General features: G+C 47.3%; 16 protein-coding genes. 13 read left to right on the forward strand and 3 right to left on the reverse strand.

Annotated features, from left to right (window positions below; translation table 11 throughout):
- The first annotated feature begins 683 nt into the window (after positions 1 to 683).
- On the forward strand, positions 684 to 1,721 hold the full coding sequence (locus ACES2C_RS00790; RefSeq protein WP_374165126.1) for a DUF4097 domain-containing protein: 1,038 nt from the start codon (positions 684 to 686) through the stop codon (positions 1,719 to 1,721).
- Positions 1,722 to 2,328: 607 nt separating this feature from the next.
- Here ACES2C_RS00790 and ACES2C_RS00795 read toward each other — a convergent pair.
- Positions 2,329 to 3,033: a TIGR00730 family Rossman fold protein gene (locus ACES2C_RS00795; RefSeq protein WP_374165127.1), complete on the reverse strand. Its 705-nt coding sequence runs from the start codon at positions 3,031 to 3,033 to the stop codon at positions 2,329 to 2,331.
- 1,217 nt (positions 3,034 to 4,250) lie between these two features.
- Between ACES2C_RS00795 and ACES2C_RS00800 the strand changes: the two genes are divergently transcribed.
- From ACES2C_RS00800 to ACES2C_RS00820, 5 genes are all read left to right on the forward strand, one after another.
- Complete coding sequence (locus tag ACES2C_RS00800; RefSeq protein ID WP_374165128.1) at positions 4,251 to 4,832, forward strand: Crp/Fnr family transcriptional regulator; 582 nt, start codon at positions 4,251 to 4,253, stop codon at positions 4,830 to 4,832.
- A 71-nt stretch (positions 4,833 to 4,903) separates the two neighbouring features.
- Entirely contained in the window at positions 4,904 to 5,665 is a 762-nt protein-coding gene (locus ACES2C_RS00805; protein WP_374165129.1) for a lysostaphin resistance A-like protein, read from the forward strand.
- A 109-nt stretch (positions 5,666 to 5,774) separates the two neighbouring features.
- Positions 5,775 to 6,380, forward strand: coding sequence for a recombination mediator RecR (gene recR / locus ACES2C_RS00810; RefSeq protein WP_374165130.1), 606 nt, complete (start codon positions 5,775 to 5,777; stop codon positions 6,378 to 6,380).
- Between the two features lie 25 nt (positions 6,381 to 6,405).
- Complete coding sequence (locus tag ACES2C_RS00815; protein WP_374165131.1) at positions 6,406 to 7,221, forward strand: SDR family oxidoreductase; 816 nt, start codon at positions 6,406 to 6,408, stop codon at positions 7,219 to 7,221.
- On the forward strand, positions 7,221 to 8,030 hold the full coding sequence (locus ACES2C_RS00820) for an SDR family NAD(P)-dependent oxidoreductase (protein WP_374165132.1): 810 nt from the start codon (positions 7,221 to 7,223) through the stop codon (positions 8,028 to 8,030). Before ACES2C_RS00815 ends, ACES2C_RS00820 begins: the two co-directional genes overlap by 1 nt.
- 231 nt (positions 8,031 to 8,261) lie before the next feature.
- Here ACES2C_RS00820 and ACES2C_RS00825 read toward each other — a convergent pair whose 3' ends face one another.
- On the reverse strand, positions 8,262 to 9,155 hold the full coding sequence (locus ACES2C_RS00825) for a YitT family protein (RefSeq protein ID WP_374167008.1): 894 nt from the start codon (positions 9,153 to 9,155) through the stop codon (positions 8,262 to 8,264).
- A gap of 350 nt (positions 9,156 to 9,505) precedes the next feature.
- Here ACES2C_RS00825 and trpD point away from each other — a divergent pair, with 350 nt between their 5' ends.
- From trpD to trpA, 4 genes are read left to right on the forward strand one after another with little or no spacing between them, the layout of a single operon-like run.
- Positions 9,506 to 10,498 (forward strand): anthranilate phosphoribosyltransferase, encoded by a 993-nt coding sequence (trpD, locus tag ACES2C_RS00830; protein WP_374165133.1) that lies wholly within the window; start codon positions 9,506 to 9,508, stop codon positions 10,496 to 10,498.
- Positions 10,498 to 11,172, forward strand: coding sequence for a phosphoribosylanthranilate isomerase (locus tag ACES2C_RS00835; protein WP_374165134.1), 675 nt, complete (start codon positions 10,498 to 10,500; stop codon positions 11,170 to 11,172). Before trpD ends, ACES2C_RS00835 begins: the two co-directional genes overlap by 1 nt.
- Positions 11,169 to 12,350 (forward strand): tryptophan synthase subunit beta, encoded by a 1,182-nt coding sequence (gene trpB, locus ACES2C_RS00840; protein WP_374165135.1) that lies wholly within the window; start codon positions 11,169 to 11,171, stop codon positions 12,348 to 12,350. Before ACES2C_RS00835 ends, trpB begins: the two co-directional genes overlap by 4 nt.
- A gap of 15 nt (positions 12,351 to 12,365) precedes the next feature.
- Positions 12,366 to 13,136 carry a tryptophan synthase subunit alpha gene (trpA, locus tag ACES2C_RS00845; RefSeq protein ID WP_374165136.1) on the forward strand — a complete coding sequence of 257 codons (771 nt, stop codon included), beginning with the start codon at positions 12,366 to 12,368 and terminating at the stop codon, positions 13,134 to 13,136.
- Positions 13,137 to 13,460: 324 nt separating this feature from the next.
- Here trpA and ACES2C_RS00850 read toward each other — a convergent pair whose 3' ends face one another.
- On the reverse strand, positions 13,461 to 15,353 hold the full coding sequence (locus tag ACES2C_RS00850; protein ID WP_374165137.1) for an ATP-dependent DNA helicase RecQ: 1,893 nt from the start codon (positions 15,351 to 15,353) through the stop codon (positions 13,461 to 13,463).
- Between the two features lie 147 nt (positions 15,354 to 15,500).
- Between ACES2C_RS00850 and ACES2C_RS00855 the strand changes: the two genes are divergently transcribed.
- From ACES2C_RS00855 to mazG, 3 genes are all read left to right on the forward strand, one after another.
- The gene (locus tag ACES2C_RS00855) at positions 15,501 to 18,740 is read left to right on the forward strand and encodes an amidohydrolase family protein (RefSeq protein ID WP_374165138.1); all 3,240 of its coding nucleotides are present in this window, start codon (positions 15,501 to 15,503) and stop codon (positions 18,738 to 18,740) included.
- 560 nt (positions 18,741 to 19,300) lie between these two features.
- A complete protein-coding gene (locus ACES2C_RS00860; RefSeq protein ID WP_374165139.1) occupies positions 19,301 to 20,518 on the forward strand; it encodes an aminopeptidase C in 1,218 nt (405 codons plus the stop codon).
- Positions 20,519 to 20,957: 439 nt separating this feature from the next.
- Positions 20,958 to 21,773: a nucleoside triphosphate pyrophosphohydrolase gene (mazG, locus tag ACES2C_RS00865; RefSeq protein ID WP_374165140.1), complete on the forward strand. Its 816-nt coding sequence runs from the start codon at positions 20,958 to 20,960 to the stop codon at positions 21,771 to 21,773.
- The last annotated feature ends 844 nt before the right edge of the window (positions 21,774 to 22,617 follow it).

Below are 22,617 nucleotides of genomic sequence, written 5' to 3' on the forward strand. Positions count from 1 at the left end.
TATGAGTTGCGAGTTGTGAGACATGAGTTGTGAGATATGAGTTATGGGTTGTGCGTTATTAGTTGTGGATGCCGGGATGTGAGTGCCAGGTTGTGAGTGGTGAGTTATAAGTTATGGCGAATGAGCTATGAATGATGCGTGTTGGGTAGTGAGATCTAAGTTGGGGGTTTCTACTTTTGGATGAGTTGCAGGTGGAGAGGTTTAGGTGCAAGAGGTTACTAGAAAGGGACCGGGTAGTACGCTTCGGCTTGCGAGCTATAGTCGTTGCGATGTGGGTGGTGGGATATGAGTGGTAAGTAATAGTGATCTGCCAGTGTTCAGTTGCGAAATGCCAGTGGCAGCTGCTCAGTGATAAGCTATGGATTGTTGAAGTTTTTTGAAATTCTTTATAACCTTCAGCAAAAAATGGACGTCTGGTAAAAAGGAGGGCTTCGTACTTGATTTGCTTCTGAGAGGATTCAAGATCGCTGCTAATTATCTCTGAGTGCGGAGCGAAGATACTACAGACTGCCAGCGTACCTGAAGAGTAAGAAAAGAATACTTGAATGGGTTGAGAGGCTCAGCAAGTATGCCGATCAACAACAGGAATAGCAGTTTGAAAAAAATCAAATAAGCAATTACGAACGCTAATTTAACTAAATAGAAAAACAGAAACCAGTATCTAAAAGCAAATCATAGAAATCATGAAAAAATTAATCCTCTTTCTAATCGTAGCTGTTCCGATGACGGCAGCGATAGCTCGTCAGGGTGATAACGACAAGCCTTACTTCAGCAAAACATTTGACAATGAAAGCGTTAAGACTGTAAGAGCCGAAACCTCCGGGGGAAGCCTGACTGTAACTGGCACGAACGAAAAAGAAGGACGCATTGAAGTATACATTAAGGGCAACAATGGCATTAACAAGCTTTCAAACGAAGAAATCAAGGCACGGCTCGATGAGAACTATACCATCGACCTTGCACTTGAGAACAATGAACTGAGAGCTATCGCTTCGAGAAGGGGAAATATCAACTGGAAGAACTCACTCAGTATTTCGTTTCGCATCTATGTTCCTTCTACTGTGTCTTCTAAACTCGCCACAAGTGGAGGCAGTATTCGGTTGTCCAATTTAAAAGGCAATCAGGATTTTAAAACAAGCGGGGGAAGCCTGCACCTTGAAGGATTGGACGGAATGATCAACGGTCGCACTTCAGGGGGCAGCATCCATTTAAGCAATGCGAAAGGCACCATTGACCTGAAGACCAGCGGCGGCAGCATAGAAGCGTCGGACTGCAATGGAACGCTCGATCTGGCAACATCAGGCGGATCGCTGCGACTACAACAGCTTCAGGGGAATATTAAGGCGCGCACCAGCGGTGGCTCCATTAAAGGAGGCAATATATCGGGTGAGCTTTTCTCGCACACCTCAGGAGGCAGCATCAACCTGGAGCAACTCGCCTGCAGTCTGGATGCATCCACCAGCGCCGGCAGCGTATATGCAGGTTTCACCAAGCCGGGCAAGTCGGTAAAAGTAAATGTAAGCGCGGGCAGTACCACACTGGCGCTTCCTAAAAATGCAGGATTAAGCCTCGACCTTAGCGGGAGAAAGATCAATACAGGTGCCTTAAACAACTTTAACGGGGTGATGGACAAAGATCAGGTGAAGGGCACTCTCAATGGGGGAGGCTCGGAGATATACGTGCGCAATTCAGTCGGGAGCATATCCATCGACTGGAACTAGCTTTGATTACCACTGCATTTGATAGTACGCCGAAGGATCCGGAACGCTCTTCTGGTTCCTTCGGCAGCTTATTACGCAACTTAGGGATGTGTGACATACGCCTGTCCCTCGTCTGCAGATAACCAAAGCGAAAGGACACACTACTTTTTCCCTGACGCCGGTTTGTTGTTAAGCTGCAATACATAAACAGCACATGAGATCGCCCGGGCTGGCTTAGAAACGGCAAAAAGTATTGACATACCTTTACAGCGATGCAAGAACGTTGATTCATCTCCCATGCATGCTCATGATTGTTCCAACAGTTCCACTGGGGTAAAGCAGAGAATTAAGTCTTTCTCGGCTTTAAGCTCCGGTGCAAGCCAGCTCACCGTCTTTACGTTGTTTACTCCAACGTAGAGCCGGGAAGGCATCCGGGTGGTTGGGAGAAAGTGTATCGGGAAAGGATCACGGGCCAGAATGTCCGCTAATGAAATTACTGACCGACCCAAGCATCGGTATTTCCTGCATGCTGCACGTTATCAGGGGCAGCGAGTCGGCACAAGCAATCAGGAATAACAATAAAACATGCGTTAACCGCACCTTTATTGTCATTCAACTGATCTGCATGTTAGAAGTTTGGTTTGAGGACGTACTTGTTGTAGAAACGGAAGATGTGCTCAACTGCTTCTTCTGCGGTATCTACCACGCGGTACAGATTCAGGTCTTCTTCGCTGATGTTCTTGGCATCGAGCATATGGTTTTCGACCCAGTCGAGCAGTCCGGCCCAGTACTCCTTACCTACCAGTACAATGGGAAAACGCGCGATCTTACCGGTCTGTATCAATGTGATCGCCTCAAACATTTCATCCATGGTGCCAAAGCCTCCGGGAAGAACAATGAATCCCTGGGAGTATTTCATGAACATCACTTTCCGCACAAAGAAGTAGTTGAACTCCATGAGCTTGTCGCGGTCGATATACTTGTTGTGAAATTGCTCGAAGGGGAGCTCGATGTTGAGTCCGACAGACTTTCCACCGTTTTCGTATGCACCTTTGTTGGCTGCTTCCATGATGCCGGGGCCACCACCTGAGATGACACCATAGCCGTGTTCTGTAAGCAAACGGGCCGTTTCTTCAGCAATCTTATAATACTTGTTGTCCTGTGGTGTTCTTGCTGATCCGAAGATGGACACGCAGGGGCCGATCTTCGCAAGCTTCTCAAAGCCCTCTACAAACTCCGCCATGATCTTGAAGATCTGCCAGGAGTCGGTCACCTTTATTTCCTGCCAGTCTTTATTTTCGAAGGCATTTCTGATTTTTTCGTCACTAGTCATATTGTTATATAATGTAGTTTTTAAAAGAAAGTTGTCCGCGCCAGAAACTATTAAAATTTCAAAACGCGGGCGTTAAATGTACAAAAATTCGAAAGAAAGAAAAGGGGGTGAAGAAATCGTGTTTCAAGTTATCACACCAGATCCTGCCGGTCGATATATTTTCCAAAATTCGCACACTGGTTCCGGATGTATCTACCATGCACTTTTAAAGCAACAATAAAAACTGACCCTTTCAGACGATAAGACTTTTCGGAGACTACACTGGCCAGATTGCTAAGACTATTATGTTGTTATGCTTTCGTAATTTCTTAGATTTCAAAGCGAATAAAAAAATTGTACAATTCAGCTTTGTATCGTGAACGGCATCATGTCGCCGCCTTAATACTACTTGACGACTAATCATGCATGCGTAAGTTCATTCGCTCATACCTTTGTGGAGAGCACGATAGTATTGAGACCGCTTTGCTCTTCACTACCCGTATGATAAGGAGCTAAAAGTTTACTAATTTAGAGCCGTTATGGTAATTTTTAGATTCATTTTCTTTTGGATTTTATTTTTCTTACTTCAAGCCGTTTCCACTTTAATCAGCGTATGGTACTTCGATTGGCTAGTTCCGTTAAACGACGTTAAAGATTGGCTAGCCCTATTTATCACCTTTCCTGTCGCGGTCCTATTGGGTATCTCTTACTACTTCTCTTTTGCATGTTCCATCGCCGTGGCAAAACTATCAGACACACAAATAAAATTAGTCTATATACTCGGGGTTTTTGTATGTCTGATCTTCCTTTTTATGAACCTCACAAAAAGGATGGATTTTCAATCAAAGGTGATGACAATGCAGACAACACTCCTCTTGTCGGCTTTAGCGTATGGGCTATTTAAGGGAGATCTTTTCGAGAATACGAATTAAATACAAATCAATCGCCACGTAAACGCAGAATAAATAAATATTCTATCTTTTAGGGCACGTGTAGGACGGCCTCCTATCGCTGTCCGGCCTCCTTCGATGTTACTAGCCTCCACACGATGCCGATATGCGGCACTAAAATAAAAGACTGCACAGAGTTGTGCGCAATGAAATGCATGCAAAATTATTTTAACCATTAAGAGCATTGCGCACGGCCTCTCAGGATAGATCACAGGCTAAAAACACGATACAAAAATATATTAGAGCCTTAATTGGCAGCTTCCAGCTATTGAACATTACGCCGTATTTATGAAAAAAGCGGAGCCGGAAAAAATAAAAGCAATATTCGATCAATTTTATCCAGCGGACCTAAGCCTTTGGGCGGAGTTCGCAAAGTTCGTCAAAGTGCGCTTGTTTGGCAAAAATGAGATCATCAAGGACTACTACAAAACAGAAAAACACATCAACATTTTAATCTCGGGGTCCGCAGCCCACTTTGCTTTGTCGGGCGATAAAGATATCTGCATCAGCCTGTACTATGAAAACCAGATCTTCAGTGAATATCTATCCTTTATAACGCAATCTCCCAGCACGATCAAGACGGAAAGCTTAGAGAGCTCGGAGATTTGGTCAATAAACCATCAGGATTTAAATCATTTATGCTCGAGATCTTCCAAAGGCTTTTTAATCAGCAAAGCGATAGCGGACGCCATGTTCATTCGGAAACAAAACGAACAGATCAATCTGCTGACGCTTTCGCCCACGGAACGATATCTTAAGCTCATTAAGAACCGTCCAGAGGTTTTTCAGAGAACGTCGCTCAAGGTGATTGCCTCTTATCTGGGTGTTACCCCTGAAAGCTTGAGCAGAATAAGAAAGAAGTCGGTATGATTTCTTACCCATCGTCAAGTTTTTAGCCAAAGCGAAGCACTAGTTTTGAATCATCATCAAGATCGGCACTCATGAGACCCAGAATCAACTATTTGGCTATTGTTACATTTTACGTCATTGCAATTGCACTCCGCTACCTGACAAACAAAACGCAGTTGTTAGACGGCCTGACAAACGATTTTTTAAGAATTGTTCTGCGAGCTGCAGGTCCCGCGGCAGGTGCCCTGCTAGCCTGTGTGCTATTTAAGATAAAGCCGGTTTTATCACTGAAAGGAAATTACAAAAACATCGCCCTGCCCATTCTCTTATACTGGGGACTGCCAATCGCTTTAATAACGGGTGCTGAATTTTTTACCAAGGGGACGATTCCCGTAGTGACCGTCTTTGCAATACTGGTGTACGGGCTTTTAGAAGAAATAGGATGGCGGGGGTTCTTACAGCAAGAGCTTAAAGGACTTCCCCCATTCCTCACTGTGCTGATTGTCGCAACGTTATGGTTTGTCTGGCATTTGAACTTTAAAATAACGGGCTCCAACCTTTTATTCTTCGGAATTTTAATACTTGGCTCCTGGGGCATAGGAAAAGTTGCAGACAGTACGCATTCCTTACTGGCCGTTGCGGCGCTTCACTCTCTGAATAATTTTTTTGCTCAATTAGACACTATGAAGATCACGATTCTCGTCGTCTGCTTATTTACCTGGGTAATCAGTTTAGTAGTGAGAAAAGGAACGCTCCGGAAGCAGCAGTTAGCCTTTGTACAAAGGCAGGATGGGTTGGAAAAAAGAGGTTGCTTGACTAAACGGATTCAGCAGGTCTCCCCGGTACTATTTTAGTCTTGCATAGCCTAGTTCTTCGATTTGCCGGGGATGGGTGATCAGATGACCGCCATTCAATCTTTGCCTTGACAATAAAATTTCACTATTCCGCCGTACTTTTGCACTTATGAACTTTTCTTCGCGTTTGCTTGAAACTGCCGTTAATGAATTTTCGAGACTTCCGGGAGTGGGACAAAAGACGGCGCTCCGACTGGTATTGCATCTGCTGAATCAAAGCAAGGAAGACGTGCAGGGATTCGCCAGCGCCTTAACACGCTTAAAGAACGAGATCAGGTTCTGTAAGGTATGCGGAAATATTTCCGACTCAGAGACCTGCGAAATCTGTGCTGCGCCAAAGAGGGATCGCTCATTGGTCTGTATTGTTGAAGACACGCGCGACGTGATGGCGATTGAAAATACGAATCAGTACAACGGGGTGTACCATGTATTGGGCGGACTTATCTCTCCTATGGATGGCATCGGCCCCTCTGATCTGAACATTGACCGGCTGGCTGAGCGGGTGAAGACAGGCGAAATTACGGAGGTGATCCTGGCATTAAGCGCGACGATGGAGGGAGACACGACGATATTTTACATCTTCAAAAAGCTGAAAGACCTTCCGGTGAAGGTCTCAACCATCGCCCGGGGTATTGCCTTCGGTGGAGAAATAGAATATGCAGACGAAATAACCCTTGCACGGTCTATTGCCACCCGTGTGCCCTACACAGGTTAAAAAATTTACCTTTGTGCTTTCTAACATGGATTTAAAAAATAAAACAGTCATTATAACAGGCGCCTCTTCCGGTATCGGGAAAGCCTGTGCTGAAGAGTTCGCACGTCGGGGAGCTAACCTTGTGCTGGGTGCCCGGCAGTATGTCACGCTTTGTGAGCTCACACAGACACTCGAGAAGCAATATGGCATTAAAGCTGTCGCGGTACAATGCGACGTTTCGGTTGAGCAGGACTGCGAACACCTGATCAAGCAGGCCAAATTAACCTTCAGTCGGATAGATGTGCTGATTAACAACGCCGGCATCAGCATGAGGGCCTTATTTAAAGACCTCGACCTGGTGGTGATCCGCAACCTGATGGACGTGAACTTCTGGGGGACTGTCTATTGCACCAAGTACGCACTTCCTGAGCTGCTGAAGAGCAAAGGCTCTGTAGTGGGAATATCGTCTATTGCCGGTTATCGCGGGCTGCCGGGCAGAACGGGCTATTCCGCTTCTAAATTTGCCATGAACGGCTTCCTCGAGGCGCTTCGGGTTGAGAACCTGAAGACCGGACTACACGTAATGGTAGCGGCTCCTGGCTTTACTGCGTCAAATATCCGCAATACAGCCCTCGCCAGTGATGGCACTCAACAAGGGGAGACCAGTATGGATGAGGGGAAAATGATGACGGCGGAAGAAGTGGCACGAATTATCGTAAACGGAGTACAGGCGCGCAAGAGGACTCTTATTATGACCGGCCAGGGAAAACTGGCGGTCCTCATGAACAAGATCCTGCCGGCCTGGGTCGACAAGAAAGTGTACCAGTTATTCACTAAGGAAAAAGATCCCCTGATCAGATAATGAAGCCGCTGCAATTCAGAAACAAATGGGTACTGGTAACAGGAGCCTCCTCTGGCCTGGGAAGAGAAATGGCCCGTCTTCTTGCCCTCGAACATAAGGCGAATCTCATCCTCTCCGCACGGAGACGCGATAAGCTGGAAGAGCTAAAAGCTGAGCTGTCGGGCTCAGGTGTAGAGATAAACATCAAAGTGGCCGATCTCTCCATTCCTGCCGAAGCGGACAGGCTTATGGAAGAGTGCCTGAGTGAACAGAGCCTCTACGGGGCGATCCTGAATGCCGGGGTCACGTATTTTGGAAGACAAACAGAGCTCGACTGGCAGAAGTTTGAAAACATCTTGCACACGAATGTGATCAGTGTGGTGAGAATGACCAACCGGCTGGTCTCGCATTTTGAACAAACGGGAGAGGAAGGTGCTTTAATGGTGGTGGCGAGCATGGCGGCCTTCTATCCGGTACCCTATCAGGCTGCGTACTCCGGCACCAAGGGCTTTATCCTGAACTTCATTACCGCCTTGTCGCACGAGCTTCAGAACAAGAAGCTTTCGCTGACCGTATACGCCCCTGCAGGTATCGCTACGGAGATGACTGGCGGGGAGAAATTCGATAGCCTGAAAGGATGGCTTATGCCGGTTGATCAGGCTGCCCGCGAGGGCCTGTCGGCATTCCGGACTAGAAAATATACGTATATCCCCGGCATACTGAATCGCTTAGGCTCTGTCTTTATGAGATTCCTCCCTGCCAAATTCCTTGCAGGAAGAATGGGCAAGGTATATCGTGAAGCTTTGCTAAGATCGGAAACCAGGCACTAAGCTTGAAACACCTGATTCATTTAATTTGATCGCACTCCCTTCAGGCCCAGCGATATTAACTGCAGGCGGTATGCAATCTGCATGTGACATTAGTACGGATGGCGCTTCAGATCCAGCGATATTAAGGGCGGCTTCTTGTAAGCCGGTCTGATACGAATTAATCGTTACCAAAAATCGTTAAACCAGGGCTTAGGGTATTGCCGTTGTGTCCATTAGCAAACTTAAACAGTATCAGTGCAACGGACGTCTTTTGATCAGCCCTCCATTGGTTTCGGTGATCACATTCATCACCATAAATGCTTTACGGTCTATCAGGCGGACCACATCTTTTACTTTTGATACTTCCAGACGGGTAACAACCGTAAAGATGATATCGATCTCCTTATCACTGTACTGATTGCCTCCATACCCTCTTTCCCCCTTGTAGACCGTAACTCCTCTTTTCAGATTGGTTGTGATCGCCTCTTTAATCTCTTTACTTTTTGAAGAGATAATGGTCACGCCAGTATATTCCTCAATACCCTGAATAATAAAATCGACCGTTTTGGAAGCCGAGAGGTAGGTCAGAATGGAATATAGAGCCGATTCAATGCCGAGGATGAAAGCAGCACAGATAAAGATGAGGACGTTGATGATCATGATGATGTCGCCTATAGAGAAGACGCTTTTACGATTGATGTACACTGCGATGATCTCTGTGCCGTCAAGTACGCAGCCGCCTCTCATGGCAAAGCCTATCCCCGCTCCCAGAAAGAAGCCGCCAAATATGGAAATAAGGAGCTTATCATGCGTGATGACTGGAAAATCGAACAGGAAGATCACAAGCGCCAGTCCAACTACGGCTCCAAGCGTATAAAAGGCGAAGGACTTGCCAATCTGGCGAAAGCCGAGGACGATGAAAGGCGCATTGAAAAGCAGCAGCCATAGAGAAACCGGCACTCCCGTAATGTGGTTCATCAGCAGGGATATCCCGGTAACTCCGCCGTCGATGAATTCATTAGGAACCAGAAAACCCTTCAGTCCGAATGCTGCCAGCAGAACACCGGTTACTACAAACGCTACTTTTCCGATCCTTTGCTTGAGCGTGAGCTGGTATTTTTTTTTCGGTTGATCATATATGAAAATGTGTTACTCCTGCAGGAAGGGAGCTTGCCCCGAATATAATAAAAACATTCGTGCTAAGAGCCAGGAAAACCGTGCTGCAAGACTATTGCAGCCTGATCGCCGGAAACATTAAGGAGCAGGCGCTCTCCGACAAAAAGGCCCTGTGAGAAGCTTCTTCAAATAAATTTTGATGTGATAAAAGATATCTTCATATTTGCTACAGACGCGATGAAAATGAATATCGTACATATTTGGTGGTGGCACTTCGATTTATCGTAGTGGCAATCCCCATATCTGTACCTCACTAAAAATATATACAGGGTTGCCCGCAAGGCAACCTTTTTTTGCCGGCGGGCGAAATGAAAGCTAACATGAAACAAATTCTTAACCATTTATTCGAACACAAGAGCTTCAATTCGCAGGAGGCAAAGACGATTTTAACTAATATTAGCACAGGTCAGTACAATGCCTCGCAAATGGCGGCCTTCATGACGGCGTACTGCATGCGGAGCATTACACTGGAAGAGCTTGAAGGCTTTCGCGATGCCATGCAGGACCTTTGCCTTGATCCGCAACTGGGCGAATACGCACTCATCGATCTCTGCGGCACAGGCGGCGACGGCAAGGACACGTTTAACATATCCACCCTTGCCTCTTTTGTAGTGGCGGGCGCAGGCTATCAGGTAGCCAAACACGGAAACTATGGGGTATCATCAGGCTGTGGCTCCTCAAACGTAATGGAGTCTCTCGGCTACCGGTTCAGCAATGATCCGGATCACCTGAGGAGGAGTGTCGAGCAGGCGGGTATTTGTTTTCTTCATGCGCCGCTCTTCCACCCTGCCATGAAAAATGTGGCTCCTATACGGAAAGAGCTGGGTGTAAAAACGTTTTTCAACATGCTTGGCCCAATGATTAACCCTGCGCGCCCGAAGTACCAGGTAGCGGGGGTATTCAGTCTGGAGCTGGCTCGCCTGTATGCCTACCTTTACCAGAAGGGCGGGCAGCAGTACACAATCCTTCATGCGCTGGACGGATATGACGAGATCTCGCTTACCGGTTCTTTCAAGACTTTTACCAATAGCGGAGAGTACATCCATAGTCCTGAGCAGCTGGGATTTCAGCCCATACAGCCGGCAGAAATCACCGGTGGGAGCACAGTACAGGAATCGGCATCCATCTTCAGCAAAGTGCTGCAGGGAGAAGGTACTACCGCCCAAAACGACGTGGTGCTTTGCAACGCGGCGCTTGCCATTCGCACCATACACCCTTCCCGGAGCTTTGCTGATTGCTACTATGAAGCAGAAGAATCACTCCTCAGCCACCGTGCCTTGTCCAGCTTTCAAACCCTGTTATCCTTAAACTGATGGAGCAGGAAAGCAAGCAGCGGTTAAAGGTCAAAGTTTGCGGAATGCGTGAGCGGCAGAACATTGCAGACCTTATTAAACTTGAGCCCGACTATATAGGCTTTATTTTCTACCGGCCCTCCGGACGATATTTCGGAGAACCCGGGGAGGGAGATCTTGAAGATATCCCATCTTCGGCCAAAAAGACGGGAGTATTTGTGAACGCTGAGGCGGAAGAGATCCGTTCGGCTGTCCGCCTCCTAAAGCTCGGCGCCGTGCAACTGCACGGCAATGAAAGCGCCGACCTCTGCAAGGAACTCTCTGCGACGGGTCTTGAAGTGATCAAGGCGTTCGGAATAGACGAAACCTTCCGTTTTGATACCTTAAAGGCTTACGAAGATGCGGTCGATTATTTCCTGTTCGACACCAAAACGAGCAAGCATGGCGGCTCAGGAAAGGCGTTCGACTGGAAGCTTCTGGAAAGGAACGACTCAACAAAAGGCTATTTCCTGAGCGGAGGCATTGGCCCTGAAGAGGCCGGAATGGTAAAATCGCTGAAAGATCCCCGGCTTTATGCCGTAGACCTGAACAGCCGGTTCGAAGCAGCACCGGGACTAAAAGACATCCATCAACTCCAACTATTTATTGAACAGTTAAAAAGCACTGCCACAGCAGCAGAAAGGAAGAACATATGAAATACCAGGTGAATGAAAAAGGCTACTACGGAAACTTTGGGGGAGCCTATATCCCGGAAATGCTTTATCCGAACATTGAGGAACTGAAGAAGGTCTACAGTGAGATGCTTATCGATCCCTCCTTTCAGGAAGAATACCATAAACTCTTAAAGGACTACGTAGGGCGGCCTTCCCCCCTCTATTTAGCTGAACGGCTGTCTGATCGGTATGGCGCTAATATTTATCTAAAAAGAGAAGATCTGAACCACACCGGAGCACATAAGATCAACAATACCGTGGGGCAGATATTGCTGGCGGAGCGCCTCGGAAAGAAACGTATCATTGCAGAAACAGGAGCAGGCCAGCATGGCGTAGCTACTGCTACCGTGTGCGCCCTGAAAGGCCTTGAGTGCATTGTGTACATGGGAGAAGTAGATATCGAACGGCAGGCACCTAATGTTGCCCGTATGAAGATGATGGGCGCTACTGTTATACCTGCGGTGTCGGGAAGCAAGACGCTTAAAGATGCGACAAACGAGGCGTTGCGCGACTGGATCAACAATCCTGCCGACACGCATTACATCATTGGCTCGGTAGTGGGCCCTCACCCCTATCCCGACATGGTAGCCAGATTCCAGTCGGTCATCTCAGAAGAGACCCGGCGGCAGCTGCAGGAAAAGACGGGGAGCAGTTCTCCCGACTATGTGCTGGCTTGCGTAGGTGGCGGAAGTAATGCAATGGGCATGTTCTATCACTTTCTCGAAGACGAAAAGGTGAAACTGATCGCGGTAGAAGCAGCTGGCAAGGGGGTAAATACAGGAGAATCGGCTGCAACCACTCTGCTGGGTAAGGAAGGTGTACTTCACGGCAGCCGCTCCATCGTGATGCAAACGGAAGACGGGCAGGTGGTGGAGCCATATTCTATCTCAGCAGGACTTGATTATCCGGGTATCGGTCCTCAGCATGCGCATTTATATGCGAGTAAGCGGGCAGAGTACGTGAGTATTACCGACGATGAAGCGATGGAGGCTGGCTTGTTACTCACCCAGCTGGAGGGCATCATTCCGGCAATTGAAAGCGCCCATGCTTTTGCCTATCTCGAAAAAATGAAATTCAATAAGGGTGAAACGGTTGTTGTATGCCTTTCGGGCCGAGGCGACAAAGACCTCAACACGTACATGAAATATTTTGGCTTGTAAAGACCACCGATCATAATGAACAGAATAACAGAACTATTTCAAAAGAAAAATTCGTCCGTACTCTCGATATTTTTTACCGCGGGGTATCCTGAGGTCAACAGCACACTTGACATAGCAGAAGCGCTTGAAAAGGCTGGCGCCGACTTTCTGGAGATCGGTATCCCCTACTCTGATCCTTTGGCTGACGGACCCGTTATCCAGAACAGCTCGCAAAAAGCTATTGAGAACGGCATGACCGTTCACCTCCTTTTTGAGCAGCTTAAAGAGCTTCGCAAGCGCGTAAGCATTCCCGTCCTGCTGATGGGTTACTTCAACCCTGTGCTGCAGTACGGTGTCGAGCAATTTTGCGCTTCCTGTGCAGAAGTTGGTGTAGACGGAGTGATCGTTCCTGACCTGCCCATGTATGAGTATGAAGATATGTATCAAAAGTGCTTTGAAGAGCACCGTTTAAGCAACATTTTTCTTATTACGCCTCACACATCGGAGGAGAGGATCCGTAAGATTGATCAACTGAGCAACGGCTTTATTTACCTTCTGTCGTCAAGTGCTACTACCGGGAAAAATCTGCAGGTATCGTCGTCCACGGAAGAGTATTTTGCCAGGATCCGCGACATGAAGCTTAAGAATCCTACCATGATTGGATTCGGAATTTCGGATCATCAGAGCTTCAGCAAAGCAGCCGAGTATGCAAACGGCGCAATTGTAGGAAGTGCTTTTGTGCGACTGCTCGATAATGAAGGGTACCACGACAAGATAGGAGAATTTATCAGAGCGCTGAAGGGCTGACCATATTCAAATATGACAGTCGATTGGAGGCATGATGCCAGCTCCCGCGCCACGCGGGCTGGCTGACGCTTACAATGACGACTTCAATAGCTAAGAACAGTCAGCAACCTTTCATCCTCTGTTTGAGTGGGCAGTTTAACGAGTAATATTTTCAACGGTCAGGTTTTTTAAAGGCCAGACGTACATTCGACACATTCAACTCAGTTCACGAACACGCCTTATAGATGTTTTCAGCAAAGGTGTTTTTTTCTGTTGAAGTATACATAAGGACGTCGCAACCAGTCTTCATGCGCCTTTATGAGAGTGTCGAGCGCTAACGTTCTGCTATAAATAGTATCCAACTCCATCCGTTTTTACTTTGCCCGCATCAAGCAGATTACGAAGGGCATCGAGTCGTTCTTTCTCAGTTCCCGAACGAAGAGCAGGAATAAGGTCCTGCAGACTGAGTCGTCCTGAGGACAAGAGCTGGATAATTTCATACGTGACCTGCTGGAAGATATCTTCCCCGTTCTGGCTCTTTTTCTCTTCAATGCAAACATCACAGGTGCCGCATTTAGGAGGGTTGGGCTCGTTAAAATAACCAAGGAGCTGCTGACTTCTGCACTTCTTACTTTCAGCATACGCAATGACCGCTTTTATCTGCGCGGCCATGATCTTCTTTCGCTCAGCAATATATCGGGAGTCCAGTATCAAATGGCCATGGTCAACCCTTGGCTTTACAAACTGCAGCTGTGGTTTATCTGTCTGTTTCAGGTAGCTGAGTAAGCCCATTTCCTCCAGCTTCTGAAGTAAGGACACCACATCCTGTGTAGTCTTTCCACTCCTTCTAGCGAGGTCGGTCTCGCGAACCGGCACATACTGTTCAAAAATACCACCGTAAGAACGCAGGAGGAGCTTAATGAAGGGGTCGTATCCGGCGTGCTCAATCTGGAACCTGTAAAGCTCTTCAGCAGCGATTGTAAATTGTATCCGCGAAGGCAGATAGACACTCTCGGTAACTGTAATATACTCGTCGTGTTCCAGAAACTTCAGCGCGCTCAGCGTCTTAATGGCATCCGTCTTAAAACGGGAACAGAATTCACCCAGGTCAAAATCAAGTACCAGTCCTTCGCCAGCCCCATAGGCCAGCTGATAATAATTACCCAGCGCGTGATATACCTGCTTAATCTCCTCGAGTGAAGGAAAACTGAGCTCAAACCTCTTCTCTAACTGTATCCTGTCGGATGCATTGTATAACAGTACCGCATACGCTTTTTTCTCATCGCGGCCAGCTCTTCCGGCCTCCTGGTAATAGGCTTCAAGGCTTTCAGGGGCTCCCATATGCACCACAAATCGCACGTCTGGCTTATCAATACCCATTCCGAAGGCATTGGTGGCTACGATGATGCGAATATCATTCTTCTTCCAGGCTTCCTGCTTCTCTGACCGGGCAGGAGTGTCAAGTCCAGCATGGTAAAAGTCGGCACGATATCCTTCCAGGCTAAGCAGGCGGGCAATCTCTTGCGTCTCCCGTCGGTTCCTGACGTAGACGATTCCCGTGCCGTTTAGGTTGGCTGCTATAGAGAACAGCTTCCGGTACTTATCTTCTTCCTGCGCTACAACATAGCAGAGGTTTTTGCGTTCGAAGCTTTTGCGGAACACATTCCTCTCTCTGAATAGCAGCTTTTCCTGAATATCTTCTACTACCCGCTCAGTAGCGGTAGCAGTCAGGGCCAGCATTGGCACCTGAGGATGGAGTTCACGAAGCTTGGATAAATGAAGATAGGGAGGACGAAAATCATACCCCCACTGCGAAATACAATGCGCCTCGTCTACCGCGAAAAGATTTACCTTCATATACCGGATCCGCTCACGCACCAGTTCAGAAAGCAGCCGCTCGGGCGAGAGGTACAGGAACTTCACGTCCTCATAAACACAGCTATCAAGCAGGATATCTACTTCGCGCCTGGCCATTCCTGAGATGATGGAAACAGCCTTAATACCCCGGGCCTTCAGATTTTCTACCTGGTCTTTCATGAGGGCAATCAGAGGTGATACCACAATACAGATCCCATCCATCGCCATGGCAGGTACCTGAAAGCAGACCGACTTGCCCCCTCCTGTAGGCAGCAGGGCCAGCGTATCCCTTCCCTGCATTACCGACTTGATAATATCCTCCTGCAGGGGTCTGAAAGAATCGTAGTTCCAGTATTTTTTTAGTACCTGATAGATCGTCATAGCATTCCCAAGCTTACAAAGATGAGCAATTTTTATAACTCAAACTTCTTAACAACCGAAAACCCAAAGGGGTGGCGGCTGTCCGACTCTTTCGGCGGAAATTAGTAAGTTTGCAACACACTTAGCTTAAAATTGGCTTAACATACCATGAAGAAACTCTTTGTACTTTTTTTCTTACTCCTGACTTCAATAGCATATTCTCAAAATAAGCCCGCGACCTGGAGCATTGATAAGCCTCTGGGACCAACGAAGACTGTGAGTATTACAACCGACGAAGGCACCTGGATGAACCTTGATGTAAGCCCAGACGGCAAAGAGATCGTTTTCGATATGCTGGGCGATATTTATAAGATGCCTGTTAACGGAGGGGTTGCTACCTTGCTTTCGGGCGGCATGGCATTTGACGTGCAGCCCCGCTTCAGTCCCAATGGCCAATATATATCATACACCAGCGATAAGGGCGGTGCCGATAATATCTGGGTGATGAATGCTGACGGCTCGAATAAAAGGCCTGTTACCAAAGAAACGTTCCGCCTTTTAAACAACGCAGCATGGACGCCAGACAGCGAATACCTCATCGCCCGCAAGCACTTCACTGCAAGTCGCTCGCTGGGAGCCGGAGAAATGTGGATGTACCATATTTCGGGAGGAGAAGGCGTACAGCTGACAAAGAGAAAAAACGACCAGCAGGATGCAGGGGAGCCGGTTGTCTCTCCTGACGGTAAATATGTGTATTACAGCGAGGACGTAAGTCCCGGTCCTTATTTCCAGTATAACAAGGATCCTAACGGCGAGATCTATGAAATCAAAAGGCTCAACCGCGAAACCGGTGATATAGAAACCATCGCAGGAGGACCTGGCGGCGCTGTTCGCCCCCAGCCTTCTCCTGACGGCCGCATGCTCGCTTTTGTCAAAAGGGTAAGGTTAAAGTCGGTCCTCTATATTCAGGACCTTACTACCGGTGAGGAATGGCCGGTGTATGATGATCTCTCACGGGATCAGCAGGAAGCCTGGGCCATCTTTGGCGTCTATCCCAACTTTGCATGGACGCCCGACAGCAAGAATATCATCTTTTATGCAAAAGGCAAGATCCGGAATCTCGACATCAACTCCCAGATCGTAAAGGAAATTCCTTTTGAAGCCACAAGCAGTCAGATTATAACAGACGCAGTGCGGTTCGAGCAAAAGCCATTCACAGACGATTTTGAGGTGAAGATGATCCGCCAGCTGACTACCTCTCCCGATGGAAAAATGGTAGCGTTCAATGCTGCAGGATATATCTATACCAAAACGCTGCCTGATGGCGAACCTAAACGAATAACAGGAGGAACAGACTTCGAATTTGAGCCCGACTTTAGTCCCGATGGCCGTTACCTGGTCTATGTTAGCTGGAACGATGAAACCAAGGGCACCATCAACAAAATAGACCTGAGGACGGGACACATCACTCCCATCACAACTGAAAAAGGCTTCTATTACTCGCCCAGGTTTTCCAACAAAGGCGACAAGATCGTGTATAGAAAAGGATCGGGAAACTATTCACTTGGCTTTAACTTCGGTAAAAACACCGGTATCTATATCGCTTCGGCCAATGGAGGTACGCCCTCGAAGGTTTCAGACAATGGCATAAGACCTATGTTTAGTGCTGGCGACGCCCGCATTTACTTCCAGAGCAGTCAGGATGGGAAAAAGGCGTTTAAGAGCATGGACCTTAACGGAGGAAATGTCCGGACTCACTACGTTTCCACTTACGCTACGCAGTTTGTACCAAGTCCCGATGGCAAATGGCTTGCCTTTACAGAACTTTACAATGCCTACATCACCCCGCTGATCAATAGTTCCAATGCACTGGAATTATCTTCAGCGAACAAATCTCTGCCGCTTACAAAAGTCACCCGCGATGCAGGAACCTACCTTCACTGGAGCCGGGACAGCAAAAAACTGAACTGGACATTAGGCCCTCAGTATTTCAGCAGAGAGATCAAGAACACCTTCCGCTTTGTAGAAGGCGCTCCCGGCACTATACCTCCGCCCGACAGCGTGGGGATAAAGCTGGGTCTCCGCCTGAAGTCAGATGTTCCCACTGGCAAGATCGCCTTTACCAATGCCCGCATCATCACCATGAAAGGAAATGAAGTGATAGAGAACGGCACAATCGTGATCGACAGGAACCGCATCGTTGCTGTAGGTCCCGCCGCTCAGGTTAAGGTGCCCGACGACGCTAAGATCATCGCAGCTGATAATCAGACCATCATGCCAGGGATTGTAGATGTGCATGCACATTTGCCCACTAGTCCCGATGGCGTCTCTCCCCAGCAGGACTGGAGTTATTTTGCCAACCTTGCCTATGGTGTCACTACCTCGCACGACCCGTCCAGCAACACAGAGATGGTCTTTAGCCAGTCCGAGATGGTAAAGGCTGGTCGCATGGTGGGGCCACGCATATTCTCAACAGGAACGATTCTCTATGGTGCAGACGGTGATTTCAAAGCTGTGATCAATAGCCTGGAAGACGCACGATCACAACTGAGAAGGCTGAAGGCGGTAGGGGCGTTCTCCGTCAAATCATACAACCAGCCAAGGAGAGAGCAGCGTCAGCAAATTATTCAGGCAGCGCGCGAGCTGAAGATGGAAGTAGTTCCCGAAGGAGGCTCCACATTCTTCCACAACATGTCTATGATCATCGATGGTCACACCGGCATTGAACATAATATTCCTGTCGTCCCTGTGTACAAGGATGTCAAAACGTTGTGGAACGGTAGTAAAGTTGGCTACACTCCTACTCTCATTGTCAGCTACGGTTCGCAGTCAGGAGAAAACTTCTGGTACGACCGCACCAACGTCTGGGAGAAAGAGCGTCTCCTGAACTTCGTACCCCGGGGTATAGTGGATAGCCGTGCAAGACGTCGCACAACGTCAGAGTTTGGCGACTATGGCCACATTGAAGTTGCTAAGGCGGTGCGGCAGATTGCCGATGGCGGCACAAAAGTAAACCTTGGAGCTCACGGACAGCTACAGGGACTTGGTGCCCATTGGGAGCTCTGGATGCTGGCGCAGGGGGGAATGAGTCCGCTGCAAGCCATTCGATGTGCTACCATTAACGGAGCCGACTACCTGGGGATGGCAAAAGACCTTGGATCTCTTGAGCCAGGAAAGCTTGCCGACCTGATCGTTCTCGATGCCAACCCCCTCGAAGACATCAGAAACAGTGAAAGCATTAAATACGTGATGGCAAATGGCCGCCTCTTCAACGCCGAAACTATGAACGAAGTGGGTAATCAGCCTCGCCAGAGAGCAAAGTTCTGGTGGCAGAGCGGAAAGGGCGAAAGCATGGGCGTTGCTGGCGCCTCTGAGACCTTTACGTACACCACCCCTGAGTGCGACTAAGTATAAGCGGCTATATGCTGGCAAAAGCATTACAGAAACAATAACAGAACCGTTTTTTATAAGAGGCTGTATCACGCGTAATTTCAGCCTCTTCTCTTTTGCTAAGTCATTACGCGATAGTTTACATGGGAATCGTACTGCCGTTTAGTCCTTCCCTTTAGTAATATCGTATCAATTTCTGCGAAAATTCCACGGTTATACGGCCCTTTATTGCTGCTACAAATCATCCGACTTTGCTCAAAGACATACGTCTTCGTGGCCCTCATGCGCCGCAACTGCTTTCCTCAGCTTTCTTCTCGCCTAATAATTAAATTAAGGACAGGCACTTCGTGGCCCTCAGACACCACAAATGCCTTCCTCAGCGGCACTATATACACTTTTTTTAGTATTAGATGCCTCACTGAACTGATCATGTAGCAGAATACCATTCAACTATGGATAGAAATTAGGCAAAGGTGTTTTGTTTGTCCGATTTTGATCCTATTTTTACCAACAGGAATCACACACGCATACTATTAAAATGATCTTAAAGCAAAATCGCCTCATGGCCTGCAAATAGTATGTTAAAAACAACAACCCATACAAATAGTAATGAAGTTCAGAACTTTTTTCTTTCGTCAGCCTTTATTCTGGCTGCTCAAGTATCCTTTTCACAGGACAACCTGGTAAACTCACTAAAAAATAATGCAAGTGAGAACAGCAAAGAGGGATTTAAATTTACAGACCTTATTAATCTGGAAAGAACATCGGTAAAAAACCAGGGATCGTCAGGTACCTGCTGGAGTTACTCTACCAATTCCTTCCTCGAATCCGAGATGATCAAAAAGGGAAAACAGCCTGTTGAGCTCTCTCAGATCTATACCGCCCGGTGCGCTTATATTGAAAAAGCAAAGAACTATGTCAGAATGCAAGGCGCAGTAAGCCTTGGCGACGGAGGGTCAGGTCATGACGTGATTAACATGTATCGTAAGTACGGCGCTCTTCCTCAAAGCGTATATTCAGGACTCAACTACGGCACTGCAAAGAACAAATTTGCCGAGATGTCGGCTGTCACTCAAGGCATGCTTCAGGCGGTGATAAAAAATCCAAACGGACAGCTCACTCCAAACTGGCTTACTGCCTACACAGCTGCAATTGATGCATACCTGGGCAAGGTGCCTGAAAGCTTCGCATATAATGGAAAAACGTACACTCCCCAGACGTTTGCGAAAGAGGTTGTAGGTATTAACCCTGACGACTATGTGGAATTCTCTTCCTACACCGATCATCCTTACTACAGCAAGTTCACACTTCTTGTACCCGACAACTGGTCATTCGACCAGGTATACAACGTCAGGCCACAAGAGCTTACTGACATTATTGACAATGCACTAAAGAACGGCTTCACTGTTGCCTGGGCAACTGACGTAAGCGAAAAAAGCTTTAGCTGGAAAAACGGCGTGGCATACGTCCCTACTGTTAGTTATGATGACATGACCGATCAGCAAAAAGCCGATATGTTCAACGGACCTAAGCCAGAGTTAGAAATCACTCCTGAGGTCCGCCAGGCCGCACTCGATAACTATAACACCACTGATGACCACGGCATGCATATCGTTGGTCTTTCAAAAGATCAAAACGGAAAAGAGTACTATATTGTTAAGAATTCATGGGGTTCAACCAACGACTACAAGGGATATCTGTATGTAACCAAGAACTACGTAAAGTACAAAACCACATCCCTCCTTGTCAATCGTCAGGCTGTACCTTCTGTAATCAAAAAGAACTGTAAGTTTTGAGTAGTAAGTTTTGAGTGGTAGGTTGTAAGTTTTAAGTTGTAAGTAGTAAGTTATAGGCAGGGAGTAATAAGTAGTTAGTAATATGTGACTAGTAAGTAGTAAGTGATAAGTTGCAGGTAGCGAGTAGCGAGTAGTAAGTTGTAAGTAGTAAGTTCTAATTGATAAGTAGTTGGTTGTGAATATTGAGTTGGGTTTGAGGAGCAACTATAAGTTGCAGGGCGTGTGCATAGGCTAGTGATTACGAATACGAACTACCCGCTGCAATTACCGATGGCGAACACCCCACAGCAAATTACCAACAGCCACTAACTGTCAACAGTCAACGGCCAACAGCTAACTGCTAACTGCTAACTGCCAACTGCCAACGGCCAACAGCCAACGGCCAACAGCCAACTGCTAACTGCTAACTGCCACCCCCCGAACACAAAACGTTAAAGAAATGGCAAACAACATACCTCCTGCTGCCGCAGATAATCCGGCAGCAGCATTTGAACGGATGCTGACCGTTTTGAACACCCTGAGGGAACAATGCCCATGGGATAAAAAGCAAACAATGGAGAGCCTCAGGCATCTGACCATAGAGGAGACCTATGAGCTTTCCGATGCGATCCTCGAGGGCGACATGCAGGAGATCAAGAAGGAAATAGGCGACATCATGCTTCACCTGGCCTTCTATGCGAAGATCGCTTCCGAATCGGGGCTGTTCGATATCACTGACGTCCTCAATAGTCTGTGCGAAAAGCTGATCATTCGCCACCCTCACATCTACGGCGAGGTAAAAGCGGAAGACGAAGAAGCTGTGAAACGGAACTGGGAAGAGATCAAGCTCAAAGAAGGGAACAAATCCGTTCTTGCAGGGGTACCGGTCTCCCTGCCCTCATTGGTAAAAGCGTCACGCATTCAGGAAAAGGTGCGCGGAGTAGGCTTTGACTGGGAAAACAGGCACCAGGTATGGGAGAAGGTGGAGGAAGAAATGAAGGAATTCCGCGACGAGTTCAATACTGAGACAGATACTCCCATCGATACAGAAAAGGCAGAAAACGAATTCGGCGACCTGCTATTCTCGCTGATCAACTATGCCCGCTTCATTGACATCAACCCCGAGAATGCACTGGAAAAGACAAACAAGAAATTTATCCGCCGCTTTCAATATCTGGAAAAGCGTGCAGCTGAAACAGGAAAGAAACTGAAGGACATGACGCTCGGAGAAATGGACGCATTCTGGAATGAGGCTAAGGAATCCGAAAAGAAGTAAAGAGTAATTGCTGATGTCCTCCCAAGGGAGCAGTCACAAAAGGATTTTGACCAGCAAATGAGAAAATCTCCGAAATGAAAGAGTGTTATAGGTGCAAATATTCGCGGTAGATTTCAATTGAAGTTTTAACAATAAAAAAGAGGCTGAGCTCACTTTTGAGACAGCCTCTTTTTTATGACAGCTATTCATATCTGATATCAAAAGTATTGCCTGGGCTTACAAACTTCGCGTGTTATATAGGTAGCAGGTAGCCCGGCTCCCTGGTCCTCCAAAAAGAATTACCTTTTCATAGGATTCGTAAACGAGCCTAGGTATTCTCCTGAAGCAAGACGCCAAAAAATAGCCGAGCTTTGCGATTTCAATAATTGCCCAAACTGCAAGCGCAGCGTCCAAAGTCTGCAGCCGGGTATTTAGCTGGATTTGCCTTCTCAAAGTTCATCAGGGCAGTTAGATTTATTAGGTGAGACTAACTTGCAAAAATTCAAGTAAAGTTAGTACACCAATAATCTTTAAGACCAGTCATCACAAAGGGCGACAAATTTTGCTGAAGGGCTCCCGCATGTCTGAAACTTAGTGAGGCGATCTCAATGAAGCCTCCTGAAAAGCAATTAATCATCTCAATAAAACAGATACACTTTCACAAAAAATACTCATGAGCCAAGCTCTCAGATGGGGATCAAAGTCGATTGAATGTTCTTCCTCGCCATTAAAGCTTAGCGAAGCGATCTCATTGAGGCCTTCAAAAAGCAATTAATCATCTCAATTAAACAAATACACGTTCACAAAAAACACTCATGAGCCCAGCTCTCGGATAGGGATCAAAGTCGATTGAATGTTCTTCCTG

Origin of the sequence: Arcticibacter sp. MXS-1, assembly GCF_041902385.1 — a bacterium.
In the GTDB taxonomy this organism is placed as follows: Bacteria; Bacteroidota; Bacteroidia; order Sphingobacteriales; family Sphingobacteriaceae; genus Arcticibacter.